Source organism: Duganella violaceipulchra (assembly GCF_019166075.1).
Taxonomy (GTDB): domain Bacteria; phylum Pseudomonadota; class Gammaproteobacteria; order Burkholderiales; family Burkholderiaceae_D; genus Rugamonas; species Rugamonas violaceipulchra.
In genome coordinates this window covers 24,224-40,821 of record NZ_JAHTGR010000005.1, presented here as the reverse complement: position 1 = coordinate 40,821, position 16,598 = coordinate 24,224, and the positions used below count along the sequence as shown (strand labels likewise).

Annotated in this window: 15 protein-coding genes; 8 read left to right on the top strand and 7 right to left on the bottom strand. The window is 65.5% G+C overall.

The annotated features are described in order from the left end of the window. Nucleotides 1-8 precede the first annotated feature (8 nt). From KVP70_RS11040 to KVP70_RS11025, 4 genes are all read left to right on the top strand, one after another. Complete coding sequence (locus KVP70_RS11040; protein ID WP_217942561.1) at nt 9-1,655, top strand: M28 family metallopeptidase; 1,647 nt, start codon at nt 9-11, stop codon at nt 1,653-1,655. 100 nt (nt 1,656-1,755) lie between these two features. Then, nucleotides 1,756-4,530: a M16 family metallopeptidase gene (locus KVP70_RS11035; RefSeq protein WP_217942217.1), complete on the top strand. Its 2,775-nt coding sequence runs from the start codon at nt 1,756-1,758 to the stop codon at nt 4,528-4,530. A gap of 215 nt (nt 4,531-4,745) precedes the next feature. After that, on the top strand, nt 4,746-5,375 hold the full coding sequence (locus KVP70_RS11030) for an FxDxF family PEP-CTERM protein (protein WP_229224744.1): 630 nt from the start codon (nt 4,746-4,748) through the stop codon (nt 5,373-5,375). Nucleotides 5,376-5,578: 203 nt separating this feature from the next. Beyond that, complete coding sequence (locus KVP70_RS11025; RefSeq protein WP_217942215.1) at nt 5,579-7,099, top strand: family 43 glycosylhydrolase; 1,521 nt, start codon at nt 5,579-5,581, stop codon at nt 7,097-7,099. 17 nt (nt 7,100-7,116) lie between these two features. Here the strand turns inward: KVP70_RS11025 and trhP are convergent, their stop codons facing one another. The 4 genes from trhP to KVP70_RS11005 all read right to left on the bottom strand — a co-directional run bounded on the left by trhP (nt 7,117) and on the right by KVP70_RS11005 (nt 12,578). Next, nucleotides 7,117-8,475 (bottom strand): prephenate-dependent tRNA uridine(34) hydroxylase TrhP, encoded by a 1,359-nt coding sequence (trhP, locus tag KVP70_RS11020; RefSeq protein ID WP_217942214.1) that lies wholly within the window; start codon nt 8,473-8,475, stop codon nt 7,117-7,119. A gap of 80 nt (nt 8,476-8,555) precedes the next feature. Then, on the bottom strand, nt 8,556-11,234 hold the full coding sequence (locus KVP70_RS11015; protein ID WP_217942213.1) for a bifunctional acetate--CoA ligase family protein/GNAT family N-acetyltransferase: 2,679 nt from the start codon (nt 11,232-11,234) through the stop codon (nt 8,556-8,558). Nucleotides 11,235-11,252: 18 nt separating this feature from the next. Continuing rightward, entirely contained in the window at nt 11,253-12,182 is a 930-nt protein-coding gene (locus KVP70_RS11010) for a histone deacetylase family protein (protein WP_217942212.1), read from the bottom strand. A gap of 99 nt (nt 12,183-12,281) precedes the next feature. Next, complete coding sequence (locus tag KVP70_RS11005; RefSeq protein WP_217942211.1) at nt 12,282-12,578, bottom strand: antibiotic biosynthesis monooxygenase family protein; 297 nt, start codon at nt 12,576-12,578, stop codon at nt 12,282-12,284. A gap of 108 nt (nt 12,579-12,686) precedes the next feature. On the opposite strand from KVP70_RS11005, the gene KVP70_RS11000 reads away from it, so the two are divergent. Further along, nucleotides 12,687-13,541 carry a LysR family transcriptional regulator gene (locus KVP70_RS11000; RefSeq protein ID WP_217942210.1) on the top strand — a complete coding sequence of 285 codons (855 nt, stop codon included), beginning with the start codon at nt 12,687-12,689 and terminating at the stop codon, nt 13,539-13,541. Between the two features lie 133 nt (nt 13,542-13,674). Here KVP70_RS11000 and KVP70_RS10995 read toward each other — a convergent pair whose 3' ends face one another. The 3 genes from KVP70_RS10995 to KVP70_RS10985 form a co-directional block, all read right to left on the bottom strand. Then, nucleotides 13,675-14,544, bottom strand: a complete 870-nt coding sequence (locus KVP70_RS10995; RefSeq protein WP_217942209.1) for a helix-turn-helix domain-containing protein — start codon at nt 14,542-14,544, stop codon at nt 13,675-13,677. Between the two features lie 18 nt (nt 14,545-14,562). Further along, a complete protein-coding gene (locus tag KVP70_RS10990) occupies nt 14,563-14,916 on the bottom strand; it encodes a nuclear transport factor 2 family protein (protein ID WP_229224743.1) in 354 nt (117 codons plus the stop codon). Between the two features lie 86 nt (nt 14,917-15,002). Further along, nucleotides 15,003-15,152: a hypothetical protein gene (locus tag KVP70_RS10985; RefSeq protein WP_217942580.1), complete on the bottom strand. Its 150-nt coding sequence runs from the start codon at nt 15,150-15,152 to the stop codon at nt 15,003-15,005. Between the two features lie 13 nt (nt 15,153-15,165). Between KVP70_RS10985 and KVP70_RS10980 the strand changes: the two genes are divergently transcribed. From KVP70_RS10980 to KVP70_RS10970, 3 genes are all read left to right on the top strand, one after another. Next, a complete protein-coding gene (locus tag KVP70_RS10980) occupies nt 15,166-15,657 on the top strand; it encodes a LysR family transcriptional regulator (RefSeq protein ID WP_217942208.1) in 492 nt (163 codons plus the stop codon). Nucleotides 15,658-15,839: 182 nt separating this feature from the next. Further along, nucleotides 15,840-16,007: a DUF4365 domain-containing protein gene (locus KVP70_RS35370; protein ID WP_217942559.1), complete on the top strand. Its 168-nt coding sequence runs from the start codon at nt 15,840-15,842 to the stop codon at nt 16,005-16,007. Next, on the top strand, nt 15,967-16,515 hold the full coding sequence (locus tag KVP70_RS10970) for a hypothetical protein (protein ID WP_217942207.1): 549 nt from the start codon (nt 15,967-15,969) through the stop codon (nt 16,513-16,515). The genes KVP70_RS35370 and KVP70_RS10970 overlap by 41 nt, the downstream gene beginning before the upstream one ends. Nucleotides 16,516-16,598: the final 83 nt, after the last annotated feature.

Sequence of the window (16,598 nt, the reverse complement as noted above, 5' to 3'; positions counted from 1 at the left end):
AAAACACCATGCTCATTTGTTCGCTGGTCGCCGCCGCTACCGCACAGGCAGCCAGCGTTCCGGAGTTCGATGCCAGGCATTTGTCGCAAGACGTCAAAGTGCTGGCGTCGGATGAATACGAGGGCCGCGGCCCGAACACGGCCGGCGAAACCAAGACCGTCAACTACCTGATCGAGCAGTTCAAGGCCGCCGGGCTGCAGCCGGCCGGCGACCTGCTCAAAGGCCAGAAGACCCAGCGCAGCTGGACCCAGGATGTGCCGCTGGGCCGCTTTGAAATCAAGGGCCCGGTCAAGCTGGTGCTCAGCGACGGCGCCACCCGGCAGGAACTCAAACAGGGCGACGACATGGCCGTGCGCGCCGCCATGAACGGTAGCAAGCAGGTCGACTTCCGCAACGCGCCGCTGGTGTTCGTCGGCTACGGCGTCAACGCGCCCGAGCGCAAGTGGGACGACTTCAAGGGCTTCGACCTGCGCGGCAAGCTGGCCGTGGTGCTGATCAACGATCCCGATTTCGAGACCGGCATCGGCGACTTCGGCGGCAAGGCCATGACCTACTACGGCCGCTGGACCTACAAGTATGAGGAGATGGCGCGCCGCGGCGCGCTGGGCACCATCATCGTGCACGAGACCGCGCCGGCCTCCTACGGCTGGGCCACGGTGAAGAACTCCAACACCAACGTCATGTACGACATCGTGCGCAAGCAGCCGGCCATGGCGCACGCGCCGATGGAGGCGTGGATACAGCGCGACCTCGCGGTCGACCTGTTCAAGCGCGGCGGCCAGGACTTCGAGGCGCTGAAGAAGCTGGCGCAGACCCGCAACTTCAAGCCGGTGCAACTGAAGGGCGTGAACCTGAGCGCCAGCTACGCGGTCGACGCCCAGACCATCGTGTCGAAGAATGTGGCCGGCCGCGTGATCGGCAGCAGCGCGCCGGAACAGACGGTGCTCTACAGCGCCCACTGGGACCACCTGGGCGTCGGCCTGCCGGACGCCAGGGGCGACAAGATCTACAACGGCGCGGTCGACAACGCCACCGGCATCGCCGCCCTGCTGGAACTGGCGCGCGCCTACGGCAAGGCGCCGGCGCCGCAACGCAGCGTGGTGTTCCTGGCGGTGACGGCCGAAGAGAAGGGCTTGCTCGGCTCCGAGTACTACGCCGCCTATCCGCTGTATCCGCTGGCCGAGACGGCCGGCGTGATCAACATGGATGCGCTCAGCCCCTACGGCCCGGCGCGCAACTTCACCATCTCCGGCAGCGCCAAGCTGGACCTGCTGGACCAGCTGATCGCCAAGGCCAAGCAGATGGACATGGCCTACGCGCCCGATCCGAAACCGGAGGCGGGCCACTTCTTCCGCTCCGACCACTTCCCGTTCGCCAAGCGCGGCGTGCCGGCGATTTCCTTCGGCTCCGGCGACGACTGGATCGACGGCGGCCAGGCGGCCGGCCACAAGGCGGAAGAGGACTACAACAGCAACAACTACCACCAGCCATCGGACGAGTGGAGCGCGGCCTGGCCGTTCACCGGCATGGCGCACGACCTCGGCCTGTTGTACGGCCTGGGCCGCGATCTGGCCGATTCCGGCGCGTGGCCGAACTGGGCCCAGGACGCCGAATTCCGCGCCATCCGCGACGCCAGCTCGGCCAAGCGCAAATAGTCGCCAATTTAACTAAAAAGCAATAGAATGCTTGCGCACCCGCTTCAATGCCGGTGCGCTTTTTTTTGCAGCCTGCCTTTCCCTACCGAGGAGATTCCGCATGACCCTGTCACTACGCCGCACCATCCTGGCGGCTTCGATCGCGCTGTTGTCCGCCGGCGGCGCGCTGCACGCGGCCGAGCCGGCCAAGTCCGTCAAATCCGATATCGCCATCCCCGATATCGCGTACACCAAGTTCGTGCTGAACAACGGCCTCACCGTGCTGGTCCATGAAGACCACAAGACGCCGGTGGTGGCGGTCAACACCTGGTACCACGTCGGTTCCAAGAACGAGAAGGCCGGCAAGACCGGCTTCGCCCACCTGTTCGAACACCTGATGTTCAGCGGCAGCGACCACTTCAACCAGGGCACCTTCATCAACGCCATGGAGCGCATCGGCGCGACCAACCTGAACGGCACCACCAACACCGACCGCACCAACTATTTCGAGAACGTGCCGACCTCGATGCTGGACTACACCCTGTTCGCCGAGAGCGACCGCATGGGCCACCTGCTCGGCGTGCTGGACCAGAAGAAGCTGGACCTGCAGCGCGGCGTGGTGCAGAACGAAAAGCGCCAGGGCGAGAACCAGCCCTACGGCGTGGCCTACCAGCTGCTGACCGAAAACACCTGGCCGGCCGGCCACCCGTATTCGTGGACCGTGATCGGCTCGATGAAGGACCTGGACGCGGCCTCGATGACGGACGTGCAGGAATGGTTCAAGACCAACTACGGCCCCAACAATGTGACCCTGGTGCTGGCCGGCGACATCACGCCGGAACAGGCGCGCGAGAAGGTCGAGAAATACTACGGCGAGATCCCGGCCGGCCCGCCGCTGGCCAGGCATGAGGCGTGGATCGCCAAGCGCAGCGGCACCCACCGCGGCACCGTGCAGGACCGCGTGCCGCAGGCGCGCATCTACCGCGTGTGGAACGTGCCGGGCGCGAACACCGCCACCGAGCCGCTGCTGGACCTGGCCGCGCACGTGCTGGGCGGCGGCAAGACCTCGCGCTTCTACAAGCGCCTGGTGTACAAGGACCAGCTGGCCACCAGTGCCAGCGCCAGCAACGACTCGTCGGAAATCGCCGGCCAGTTCGACCTGACCCTGACCGCCCGTCCCGGCCTCGACACCCGCAAGCTGGAGCAGGCCGCCGACGAAGAGCTGCGGGCGCTGATGAAGTCCGGCCCCAGCGCGGCCGAACTGGAGATCGCCAAGACCGCGCTGCTGGCGCGCTACACCCGCATCGTCGAGCGCGTCGGCGGCTTCGGCGGCAAGAGCGACCTGCTCGCTTCCTGCGCTACCTACACCGGCTACCCGGACTGCTACAAGGACTACCTGAAGGCCATCAAGGCGGCCACGCCGGCCGCCGTCAAGCAGGCCATGAACGAATGGCTGGCCGATGGCGACTACGTGCTGGACGTGCAGCCCTTCCCGACCAAGCTGTCCGCCGGCGCCAAGCTGGACCGCAGCGCGGCGCCGGCCCTGGGCCAGCCTGAATCGCTGAAGCTGCCGGCCATGCAGAGCGCCACCTTGTCGAACGGCCTGAAGGTGGTGCTGGCCGAGCGCCACAGCGCGCCGGTGGTCAACCTGTCGATGATGGTCGACGCCGGCTACGCGTCCGATGCGCAGGACCTGCCCGGCCTGGCCAGCCTGTCGCTGCGCATGCTGGAAGAGGGCACGCCGGCGCGCGGCTCGCTGAAGATCAGCGAAGAGTTCGAGGCGCTGGGCGCCGAGTACTCGGCCTACAGCAACCTGGACGGCGCCTTCGTCCAGCTCAACGCGCTCAAGGCCACGCTGCCGAAGGCGCTGGACATCTACGCCGACGTGCTGCTGCATCCGGCCTACGCCCAGAATGAGCTGGACCGCTTGAAGAAGGACCGGCTGGCGGCGATCGCGCGCGAGAAGAGCAATCCGCAACTGATGGCGCTGCGCGTGGTGCCGGGCCTGATCTACGGCCAGGGCCACGCCTACGGCCTGCCGCTGACCGGCTCCGGCACCGAGGCCGCCGTGGCGCGCATGACCCGCGACGACCTGGTCAAGTACCACCAGACCTGGTTCAAGCCCAACAACGCCACCCTGCTGGTGGTGGGCGACACCACGCTGGCGGAGATCACGCCGCTGCTGGAAAAAACCTTCGGCGGCTGGAAGGCCGGCGCGGTGCCCAAGAAGAACGTGGCCCAGGTCGCGCCGGCCGACCAGCCGGTGGTCTACCTGATGGACAAGCCGGGCGCGCTGCAAAGCGTGATCTACGCCGCGCAGCTGGCGCCGCCGCGCAACGCGCCGGAAGCGGTGCCGCTGCAAGTGGTCAACAACATCTTCGGCGGCAGCTTCAGCTCGCGCATCAATATGAACCTGCGCGAAGACAAGCACTGGTCGTATGGCGTGAACGCCGGCCTGCAGCCGGCCGTGGGTCAGCGCCTGTACCTGAGCACCTCGCCGGTGCAGACCGACAAGACCGGCGCGGCCTTGCAGGAACTGGTGCAGGAGTACGCCAACATCGCCGGCGCCAAGCCGATCACCGCGGCTGAGCTGAGCAGCGCGCAGGAAAACGAAACCCTGCGCCTGCCGGGCTCGTTCGAGACCGCCGGCCAGCTGGCCGGCGCCTACGGCACCATCCTGCAATACCAGCTGCCGGCCGACTACTTCAACACCTTCACCGGCACCGTGCTGGCGATGACGCCGGCGCAGGCCAACGCGCTGGCGGCGCGCACCATCACGCCGGGCAAGCTGACCTGGCTGGTGGTGGGCGATATGAGCAAGGTGGAAGCCGGTGTGCGCGCCCTGAACCTGGGCGAAGTGCGCAAGATCGATACCGACGGCCATCCGGTGCCCTAAGCGCCCGGCGCGCTAGCGTCACAGCCGGCCCCGGCCGCGTCGCCCGACGTGTCCGGGGCCGGCTTTTTGTGTGGCGCGAATGCAGCGGAACATTTACTGCATTGTAATTTTAATTGTATTTTGATAATTTTAATGTACGAAATGCATCAAATATGATCTACTTGAATCTCTTGGCCTCATCCGGTTTTTGTCCCACTTCGCAAGGAGCACCAGCTATGAACAAGAAGATTCTCGCCGCGTTGATAGCGGCTTCGGCCGCATTGAGCATGGGCGGCGCCGCGCAGGCCGCCAACCTGGTGGTCAACGGCAGTTTTGAAGACCCCGGCTTTGCCCTGCCGATGGGCTCCTACTGCTACCTGGGCGGTCCTTACGATTGCGGCAGCGTCAACGGCTGGACCGGCGGCTTCCCGCTGATGCTGACCAACAGCGGCCCCTGGGGCAATCCGAACACGCCGGACGGCAATGTGCTGATCGGCATCCAGGGCACCAGCTTTATCCAGCAGACGTTGAACCTGGCCCCCGGCACTTACAAGCTATCCTGGATGGACGCCGGCCGCGGCAATTATGGCGGCCCGACCGAGACCTATCAGGTCGTCGTCGGCGGCAACGTGATGAGCGTGGAATCGGTCAACTACGGCGCCGGCTGGACGACCAAGTCGCTGACCTTCAGCGCGACCGGCGCCACCATCTTGAGTTTCGCCGGCCAGACCAACTACGACGCCACCGCCTTCATCGATAAGGTGGAAGTCAACGCCGTGCCGGAACCGCAAACCTACGCCATGCTGCTCGGCGGTCTGGGCCTGGTAGGCTGGGTGGCACGCCGCAGGGCCCGCGCCGCGGCCTGAGCACGACGCTGTCGCCGGCCCACGCCGTCCAAGCCCGTAAGCCGAGTGCCGGCTTGCGGGCTTTTGTTTGGGCGCGGACGCCAGGCCGATACCGAAGCGCGTATCGGCGGCGGTAAAAATGTGATTGGAGGGATTTTCATTCGCCCCGTAGCATGCGATGAAAACATAACGAGAATTGCCCCTCAATCGCAACGGAGACAACCATGAAGCGTCTACTGTCTTGCCTGGCCATGCTGCTCAGCCTGGCCTGTTCCCCCTTGTCCGCGCACGCCGCCATCACCATGAACACCAGCGTGCAATACCAGATCAAGAACGTCAACAGCGGCCTGGTCCTGGGTATCGACGGCGCCAGCCAGGCCGCCGGTTCCAAGGTGGTCCAGTGGGCCGACAACGGCACCGCCGACCATCTGTGGCACTTCATGCCGATGGGGAATGGCCAGTACAACATCGAGAACATGCTGACCCACCAGGTGCTGGGCGTGGCCAACGCCGGCACCGCCGACGGCGCGCAAATCGTCCAGTGGGCCGACAACGGCACCAGCGATCACCTGTGGATCGTCACCCAGGCGGCCAGCGGCAACTTCCTGATCCAGAACGTCAACAGCGGCAAGTACCTGGAGGTGTACCAGGCCAGCAACCTGAACACCGCCACCATCGACCAATGGGCGTTGACCGGCTGCACCTGCCAGGAATGGCAGCTGGTCAATACCAAAGTCAGCCCCTACCCGGCGCCGCGCACCGTCAGCGGCGACGGCAGCTTCGTCCACGACCCCTACATGTTGCGTGACGCCGGCGGCAAGTACTGGCTGTACGGCAGCCACCAGACGCTGGCCACCTCGACCGACCTCAACACCTTCACGCCGTACACCAACTGCACCACCACCCAGATGGGCGGCTATGCGCCGAACTGCCCGCCGATCGGGCCGGACTTCAGTTCCTGGAGCGGCCTGCAAACGCCGAAGGGATGGAACAGCGGCGCCAACACCGACATCTGGGCGCCCAGCCTGCTGCTGGTGAACGGCACCTATTACCAGTACTACTCGATTCCCTACCTGCCCAGTTCGGGCGCCGAGGCGGTGATCGGCGTCGCCACCAGCAGCGCGCCGCAGGGACCGTGGACCGACCGCGGCTTCGTCACCAAATCCTGGACCAGCAGCAGCACGCCGCCGTCCGGCTTCACCACGACCACCGACAACGCGATCGATCCGGCGCCGTTCACCGACGCCAGCGGCAACTGGTGGATGGCCTGGGGCTCGTGGACCGACGGCACCCACCTGATGCAGCTCAATCCCGCCACCGGCCTGAAGTCGACCACCAACACCACGGTCTACACGATCGCGCGGCGCGGCTCGCCGACGTCGGCCGAGGAAGGGCCGTTCATCTACTACTACAACGGCTACTACTATTATTTCGCGCCGATCAACGCCTGCTGCAGCAGCACTTCGCCTTACCGCACCATCGTCGGCCGCTCGACCAGCGTGACCGGGCCGTATGTGGACCGCGGCGGTGTCGCGCTGACCGCCGGCGGCGGCACGATACTGCTCAGCACCCACGGCAACATCATCGGACCCGGCGGCGGCAGCGTGTTCACCGACGCCGGCCACAGCAACCGGCCAACCTTCGTCTACCACTACTACGACGGCAACAACAACGGCCGGCCGACGCTGGGCATCAACCCGCTTGGCTTCACCAGCGACGGCTGGCCGTACGTGATGGCGAACTAGCCGAGGGCCGGGCGCGGCTACAGGTAGCGCGCCAGCAGCGCGCGGTCCAGCGCCGGGTCGAGTTCGATATGCACGAAGTGGCCGCTGCCCGGCGCCACCGCAATGTCGGCGCCATCGTCGGCGCGCAGGCGCGTCAGCGTGAGGTCGCGGTTGCCGCCGGGATGGATCACCTCGATCCGGTCGCCGACCGCGAAGCGGTTCTTGACCTCGACCCGCGCCCAGCCGTCCTGCACGCCCAGCACGTCGCCGACGTACTGGCTGCGCTCGGCCTCCGAGGCGCCGCGCATATAGTTCTGGTGCGCCTGGGTGTGGTGGCGCTGGTAGAAGCCGTCGGTGTAGCCGCGGTTGGCCAGCCCTTGCAGCTGGCCCAGCAGGCCGATGTCGAACGGCCGTCCGGCCACCGCGTCGTCGATCGCCTGGCGGTAGACCTGGGCCGTGCGCGCCGCGTAGTACAGCGACTTGGTGCGGCCCTCGACCTTGAGCGAGGTGACGCCGATCTTGACCAGCCGCTCGATGTGCTCGACCGCGCGCAAGTCCTTGGAATTCATGATGTAGGTGCCGTGCTCGTCCTCCAGGATGGGCATCAGCTGGCCCGGCCGTTCGGCTTCCTCGATCAGGTAGGGCTGGTCGGCCAGCGGGTGGCGCGGCTGCTGGTGCAGCGACGACCACGGCCGGTTGGCGTCCTCCAGCGCCTGCTGGAACCGCAGCGGGATGATCTGCGTCGGCCCGAGGTCGCCGCTGGCGTCCTCAAAGGCCGGCTGCACCTTGTAGTCCCAGCGGCAGGAATTGGTGCAAGTGCCCTGGTTGGGATCGCGGTGGTTGAAGTAGCCCGACAGCAGGCAGCGGCCCGAGTAGGCGATGCACAGCGCGCCGTGCACGAACACTTCCAGCTCCATCTCCGGGCAGCGCTGGCGGATTTCCTCGATCTCGTCGAGCGACAGTTCGCGCGACAGGATCACCCGCGTCAGGCCCATGCGGTGCCAGAACTTGACGTCGGCCCAGTTGACCGCGTTGGCCTGCACCGACAGGTGCACCGGCACCTCCGGCCACTTGTCGCGCACCATCATGATCAGGCCGGGATCGGCCATGATCAGCGCGTCGGGCTGCATCGCGATCACCGGCTCCATGTCGTGCAGATAGGTCTTGAGCTTGGCGTTGTGGGCGAAGATGTTGGACGCCACGAAGAACTGCTTGCCGCGCGCGTGGGCGCCGTCTATGCCTTCCTGCAAGGCTTGCAAGGTCGAGAAATCGTTGTTGCGCACGCGCAGGCTGTAGCGCGGCTGGCCGGCGTAGACGGCGTCGGCGCCGAAGTCGAAGGCGGCGTGCATCTTGGCCAGCGAGCCGGCGGGAAGGAGGAGTTCGGGAGCTTGGAGCATGGCGGTTGGGCAAAAGCTGCACAGTCTAGGCCGGCCGCCGCCGGATTTCCTTGTCCTAGATCAAAATTTCCCGGATGGGCTCACAGCGTCTTGCTGCACAGCCGGAAGTCCGGATCGTCCTCGTAGGGACGGATCTGGAAACCCAGGCTGGCCATCAGCTTGAGCATGCCGCTGTTCTTGCACAGCACCAGGCCGTCGATCTCGCTCAGGCCCTTGTCGCGCGCCACGTCCATGATGCCCAGCATCAGCCGCGTGCCCAGGCCCTGGCCGCTGTAGCGGTCGTCCACCAGCAGCGAGAATTCGCAGCTGCTGAGGTCGGGGTTGGCGATGTAGCGCGACACGCCGATGATGCTGTCGGTCTCGACAAAGTCGCCGTCCGGGCCCGGCGCGCGCTGGGTCAGCACCGCCACCAGCGCCATCTCGCGGTCGTAGTCGATCAGCGTGTAGCGCGCCAGCATCGGCACCGACAGCTCGCGCAGCGAGGAGGCGAAGCGGTAGTAGCGCGACTTCTCCGACAGCCCGCGCACCAGCTCCTGCAGCATCGAGGCGTCGTCCGGCTGCACCGGGCGCAGCGTGTACTGGCCGCCGCCGCGCATCGGCCATTCCTGTGTGTAGCTGGACGGGTAGGGCAGGATCGCCAGATGGCCGTAGTCGTGCGCCGACGCCGGCGCGGCGTCGATCACGATGCGGGCGTCGACCGCCAGCGCGCCGTGCTCGTCGACGATCAGCGGGTTGATGTCCATCTCGCGCAGCTGCGGCAGCGCGCACACCATCTCCGACACCCGCAGCAGCATCTGCTCGACCGCCTCGCGCTGCGCCGGCGGCGCGCCGCGCCATTCGCCCAGCATGTCGGCCGAGCGCACCCGGCCGATCAGGCGCTGCGCCAGGAACAGGTTGAGCGGCGGCAGCTCGACCGCGCGGTCGTTGATCAGCTCGATCATCGTGCCGCCCGCGCCGAAGGTGATCGCCGGCCCGAACAGCTGGTCGGTGACCACGCCGATGTACAGCTCGCGGCCGTTGCGCTTGCCGGCCATCTTCTGCACCGTGACGCCGTTGATGCGCGCCTCCGGCAGCAGGCGCCGCACGGTGGCCATCATGTCGCCGTAGGCGTCGCGCACGGCGGCGGCGTTGAGCAGGTTGAGCACCACGCCCTGCACGTCGGACTTGTGGGCGATGTCGGGCGAATCGATCTTCAGCGCCACCGGGTAGCCCAGCTGGCTGGCGATCAGCATCGCCTCGCCGGCGCTGCGCGCCAATATCGTTTGCGTGATCGGGATGTGGAAGGCCGCCAACAGCGCCTTCGACTCCATCTCGGTGAGCACCTTGCGGCGCTCGGCCAGCACGCCCTCGATCAGCAGGCGGGCGCCGTCCAGGTCCGGCTGGGCCAGTTGCGACAGCGGCGGCGGGGTCTGGTGCAGCAGCTGCTGGTTCTGGTAGAACGAGGCGATGTTGGAAAAGCCGTCGACCGCCGCCTCCGGCGTGCGGAAGGTGGCCACGCCGGCGGCGTTGAGCAGCTGGCGCGCCTCGGCCACCTGGCGGTCGCCCATCCAGCAGGTCAGGAGCGGCTTGCCGAGGCCGGCGTTGAGGGCGCCGACCGCCTGCGCCACCGCGGCCGGATCGCCGCCCAGCTTGGGCGAATAGATCACCAGGATGCCGTCCACCTGGCTGTCGTGGCCGCAGGCCTGGACCGCCGCGCCGAAGGCGGCGGCGTCGGCTTCCTCGGTCAGGTCGAGCAGGTTGGCCAAGGTGGCGTGCGGCGGCAGCGACGGCGCCAGCGCCTGCGCGCCGGCCTCGGACAAGGTCGCCAGTTGCAGGCCCAGCTCGGCGATCCAGTCGGCCGCCAGCACGCCGGGGCCGCCGCCGTTGGTGACCACGGCCAGCCGCGGCCCGACCGGGCGGTAGCGCGAGGCCAGGCATTTGGCGGCCGAGAACAGCTGCACGAAGGTTTTCACCCGCACCGCGCCGGTGCGGCGCAGCGCGGCGTCGAACACCTCGTCGCTGGCGACGATGGCGCCGGAGTGGGTCAGCGCCGCCTGCGAGGCGGCCGCCACCTTGCCGGCCTTGAGCACCACCACCGGCTTGGTGTTGGCGGCGCCGCGCAGCGCCGACAGGAAACGGCGGGCGTCGGTCACGCCCTCCATGTAGATGACGATGCTTTGCGTGGCCGGATCGGTGGCCAGGAAGTCCAGCGTCTGCGCCAGGTCGACCGCGGTGTTGGCGCCCAGCGAGACCACGGTGGAAAAGCCCACCGCGTTCTGGCTGCCCCAGTCGAGGATGGCGGCGGTCAGCGCGCCCGACTGCGAGATCAGCGCCAGGCTGCCCGGCTCGGCCAGCTGGCCGGCGACGCTGGCGTTGAGGTGCAGGCGCGGCCGCTGGTAGCCCAGGCAGTTCGGCCCCAGCAGGTGGATGCCGTGCTTGCGGGCGATGCCGTGCAGCTCGTGGGCCTGCGCGCCGTCGACGCCGGTCGACAGGATCAGCGCGGCGCGGCACTGGATGCGGCCGGCCACTTCCAGCGCGAAGCTCAGTTCATCGTTGGGCAGGGCGATCACGGCCAGGTCGGCGCGCGAGTGGGCCAGGTCGGCCAGGGTGCCGCTCATGCCGACGTCGAGATAGGTCACCGGCCCGGTGTAGCCGCCTTGCTCCAGCTGGGCGCGGATGCCGCGGCCGTAGCAGGTCTGGCTGTCGGGCTGGTCGGGCTTGCCGGCGAACACCACGATGGACTTGGGGGAGAACAGCGGCGTCAGGTAGTGGGTTTCCATGGATGCTTTCGTGAGGGCTTAGTCGTCCATGCCCAGCAGGACCTTGACATGGGCGGCGGCGCTGCGCGCCAGCGACGACAGCTCATAGCCGCCTTCCAGGCAGGAGACGATGCGGCCCTGGCTGTGGCGCGCGGCGACCGCGACGATCTGTTTGGCGATCCACGCATAATCCGCCTCGACCAGGCCGAGGTTGCCCATGTCGTCGTCGCGGTGGCCGTCGAAGCCGGCCGAAATGAAGATCAGCTGCGGCCGGAAGCGCTCCAGCGCCGGCAGCCATTGCTCGCTCACGGCCTGGCGCATCGGTTCGCCGCCGGAGCGGGCCGGCAGCGCCACGTTGACCATGTTGGCGCCGCGCGGCGTGTTGCCGCAGAACGGGTACAGCTTGTCCTCGAAGATGGAGCACATCAGCACGCGCTCGTCGTCGCGCAGGATGTCCTCGCTGCCGTTGCCGTGGTGGACGTCGAAATCGACCAGCGCCACCCGCTCCAGCCCGTGCACAGTGAGCGCGTGGCGGATGCCGACCGCGACATTGTTGAAGAAGCAGAAGCCGCCGGCCGCCGCGTACTCGGCGTGGTGGCCGGGTGGGCGCACGTTGCAGAAGGCGGTGCCGGCGCCCTCGGTCAGCACCAGGTCGGTGGCCAGCACGGCCGCGCCGGCGGCGCGCAGCGCGGCCCGGTAGGTGTGCGGGTTCATGCTGGTGTCCGGGTCCACCTGCACCGTGCCTTGCTTCGGCGACTGCGCGGCGATGCTGCGGATGTACAGGCTGGAGTGCGCCTGCGCCAGCTGCTTTTCGGTGGCCAGCGGCGCCTCGCAGGGTTGCATGAAGTCGAGCAGGCCCTTGATCAGCAGCATGTCGCTGACCGCGCCGATGCGCTCCGGACATTCGGGATGATGCTCGCCCATGGCGTGTTTCAGGCAGTCCGGGTGCGAGATGTAGGCGGGCAGCATCGTGGCCTTGGTGTGCGTTGACGAGGATGTAAGGAATATAACTTGAATCGAGTGTAATGAGCGCCATCAAATTTTTCGTTGATCCAAGTCAAAGCCTACCTACGGAAACGTGCTTTCGCGCTGCAACTGGCAAATCTTGACGCTGTACTCGGAAAAAAAGCTGCCGCGCCCCAACTTCTTGGCGGCCACGTGCTCGGGGTGCGTCGCCCAGGTGCGCATCGCCTGCTCGGTTTCAAATTCGACGATGGTGACGCGCTCGCCATCCTGGGCGGTAAAGCCCTTGTGCGAAACATGGCCGGGGATGTCCTTGGCCAGCATGCTCATCCGGGCAGCCCATTGCTGGTACTCGGCCTGGTGCTCCGGGTTCAAACGCGATCTGAAGACGACGACGATCATTTTCCTGCTCCTTGTTTGAGGTGTTGCAAGAATGATAGGCAGCGGCAAAGAATAAGGAAAGCGAATGATTTTGATAGAATCAATCAATTATCTTGATGGGATGGCGACATGGAAAACGATATCGACATCGCGCTGCTGCGCGCCTTCCTCGCCATAGCCGAAGGGGGAAGTTTCACGGCCGCTGCGCGCCGGCTGAACCTGACGCAGTCGGCGGTCAGCATGCAGATCAAGCGCCTGGAGGACATCGCCGGCGGCGCGCTGTTCGAGCGCAACTCCCGCAACGTGACGCTGAACCGGCGCGGCGAGCTGCTGCACAGCCACGCCCGGCGCCTGGTCTCGCTCAACGATGAAACACTGGCCCGCATGCGCGACGAAAGCTTTACCGGACTGGTCAGGGTAGGGGCCATCGAGGACTACGCCGTGCATGCCTTGCCGGCCATTCTGGCGCAGTTCATGGCGGCCCATCCGACGGTGGCGGTGGAAGTCGAGACCGGTTTTAGCCGCGCCTTGCTCGATCGCCTGGGCGATGAATTCGACCTGGTGCTGGCGATGCACCCGGCCGGCGCGGCGCGCGGCGAGCTGGTGCGCAGCGAGCGCGCGGTATGGCTGGGGTCGCGCCAGCATGGCTGCCATGCGCAGGCCGTGCTGCCGCTGGCCTTGCATCCGGCCGGTTGCCAGTTCCGCGCGGCGTCGCTGGCGGCGCTGGACCAGGCCGGGCGGCGCTGGCGCCTCGCCTACATGTCGCAGAGCCTGGGCGCCATCGACGGCGCGGTCGGGGCGGGGCTGGCCGTCACCGTGGGCAAGGCGGGATTCCAGGGCCAGGGCCTGGACCTCCTGACCGAGGCCGACGGCCTGCCGCCCTTGCCGTCGTTCGAGATCGCCCTGCACCGCGCGCCGCGCCGCGAAAACGCCGGCGCCAGCGCGCTGGCCGAGCTGCTGCTGACACGCCTGCGATCGGTATAAACGATATGGCTCAAATGGGCTGCGGCGCCTCGCTCGGCGAGGTCATGGAATTATTTTGAATTGTGAAAGCGCAAGAATATAGTCTGGGCGGCACGGTTCAGAATCGGATCGCGGATCGGTGGCAAGTGCGGCGTCAACCGATTGGAATGGCGTAGCGCATCTGCGAGCGCTCGGACAGGGGATCGAAGCTGGCGTCGTAGATTTCCAGGTCGGGGCCGCCGCTATGGCGGTAGTCGGATTGGCAGAGCCAGTTCGAATAAATGAAATCGACAGTACGGTCGACCAGCTTGCCCAGGCCGCAGTGCAGGAAGGTCGCATACTGCGCAGCCGGGATCGCTATCCGCTGCATGCCGGCAGGCAGCGAGTCCGCCTCCCGCACTTCGATGGCGGCGTAGTACTCCAGTTCGTCGGAGTCGCCCGACACTGGCAACACCACGCCATAGCAGCAGTCCCGCACGGTATGCTCCACCTCGCCTAGCCGCGCGATGAAGCTTTCCCACAGACGGGGCAGCTGCTGACCCAAATTGTTCTTGTCCGAATCGCTGCCGTAAAAGCGCGTATGCATGCCCACCAGCAGCATCGCCGGCCGCCTGACCAGCTCCGGCGCCGGCGCCATGTTTTGATGCAGGTGGCGCAGATAGTCCTCGTCCATCTTCAGCTTGCGCACGATGAGATTGCGTCGTCCGCGCCGGCGGAATTCACTGGGCGTCTGCGCGTAGCGTTCCTTGAATGCCCGTGTGAACGCTTCATGGCTCTGGTAGCCGGCCAGGACGGCGATATCGAGTATGCCCAAGCGCGTTTCCAGCAATTTTTCGACGGCGTTGGCGAGGCGGCGCGCGCGGATATAGTCCTTGAGCGTTTCCCTGGTCAGGGCCTTGAAAATGCGCTGGTAGTGCCACTGGCTTAAACCTGCCTCGCGCGCCACGCTCGCCAATGGAACGTCTTCCTCCAGATAGGTTTCGATGAAGTCGATGCCTAGCTGGATCTGCTTCAGGTAGTTCACTGGCGCTCCGTTGCGGTTTCAGGTATCGAAGAAGCCCGTCACATTCACGAGCCGGCCGGCGTCATTGTAGTGGCCCACGCTGACGCCGTCGCCGATGACCTTGCCTTGCGCGTCCAGCATATCCCACTGCGCGACACTGTGCCCGTTGTGGTAGCGGAAACGGCGTGTGACAAAATGGCCGCCGGGCACTTGCTGGTGGAAATCCGCCATGTAGGCCAGCAGTTCGTCCCAGCCGCTGACGTTGGCCAGCGGGTCCTGATAAGCGCAATCACGCGCCAGGCTGGCGCCGATCAGGGCGCGCTTGTCGTCGATGCTCTCCGCCTTCCAGGCCAAGGTGTAGGTTTCCCAAGTTGGTTGATGATCGATTTTCATGTTGGTTTCCCGGTTGATTGGCAACGCAGGAATGATGCGGCAAGGCGGCGTCTCGGTTTTGATATTTTGTGCTGCGCGTCTTGCGATTAAAACTGGAGCGTCAGCAGCGTGAGGTCGAACGCAAGGAACATGAGCGCGCCCAGGCGCGACAGCAGGCGGGCGGTGCCGGGCTGGCTCAACCACGTTCTTGCCTTGGCGGCCAGCAAGGCGTACAGTCCGTGGATCAGAATGAGCACGGTGCAATAGCTTGTGACCGCCGCTATCAGCCGCATCGGCTGTTGCGCCGCATGGGCAGTGTTCTGGGCGAGCTACGGCAGCACGGACAGGAAGAAGAACAGCGATTTTGGATTGCTGGTCTGTAGTAGCGCGCCGGCCGAGCAAAGCCCCGCCATCAGCGCCGCGCCGATTGCCAGTCCCAGTACGCCATCGATCGCTGTTGGCGGCCCGGCGACATTGACCCCGGCAGGGCGAAAACTGGAGGAAAGCATCGGCGGGAAAATGGCGGCGATTCAGCAGGTGCTCAATGCCGGCGGCCGCGCGCCGCGCCAGGCCGCCATCCTGGTCGACACCAGTGTGACCCTCGCCGTGCACTGGCTTATCCCGCAGTTATCGGCGTTCAGGGAGCGCCACCCGCAAATCCAGGTTCATGTTCGGACGGACGGCGCCATCGATCCCTCGTCGCCAGCCGACGTGTTCTTGCGGCGCGAGGTGGCGGAATTGCGCGGCTTGCCGGCCCGATAATACGGTACTGGCAATCCAGGCGGCGATTCAAGGCCTCGGCGCATTTGTCGTGCCGGAGGTGTTCGTCGCGCCCATGCTCAAGACCCATGCGCTGCAACGTCATTTCAGCGGCGTTGACACCGGTTCCTATTCGTTGGCGATTGGTCGCAAGCAAACAACGTCCCGAGTGACGGTTTTTTAGGCTGTTTGATATCGACATTGGAATTGATGCCCAGGTTGAAATTGTTGATGAGGACGATGAAACGAGCACAGGTAGATTCGTTGCTTTTCAAGTGAAGGCGACGAGTGTAGAAGAGCAGAATTGTCGATATGTCAGCACGCGGCAACTCGCCTATTTGGCAGGCGCTTGATCTGCCTGTTTTCGTTGTACTTGTAGATCTGTCGGCGGAGGAATTGTATTTGCATCAAGTACTTTTGAATGGAAATTATTCGCCCGCAACCGAAACTGGGCTGGTCCGCATCGAGTTCGATCTCGCTAATGATGTTTTCACGAAAGATAGTGGAGCAGTCATTGCTGCTGCGTCTGAAAAAATGGCACTCTCCCACGTTCGTAGGCATCTTGACGTAGTAGAGGAAGGCATTCAGGAGATTCGTCAGGCCATCGCAGACGCCGAAGAAAACCTTGATGCGCCAGGGCTTATTGAGTTGATGGAAGGACGAACAGCGTTGCGCAAGGAATTAGCGCAGGCGGGGGCGTTGGTACGTGCGCTGCGGGCGGGCAAGAAAGAGTGGAAGACTGTGGCAGATGATCTTGATGAGGCATTGCAAGAGTTAGGCGGTTATATGCAGGATTGGAACATGCATAGGGACTGGGATGATCATGGCAACATCGTGAGATTCATCGAAGAACTAAGGTGATCCGCAGTTGCCCCGGCTTGATCAGTCCAAATAAAGCTGAGCGGGAAAGATCCGGTCTGTATTCCCAGGTCCCTCACTCTGCG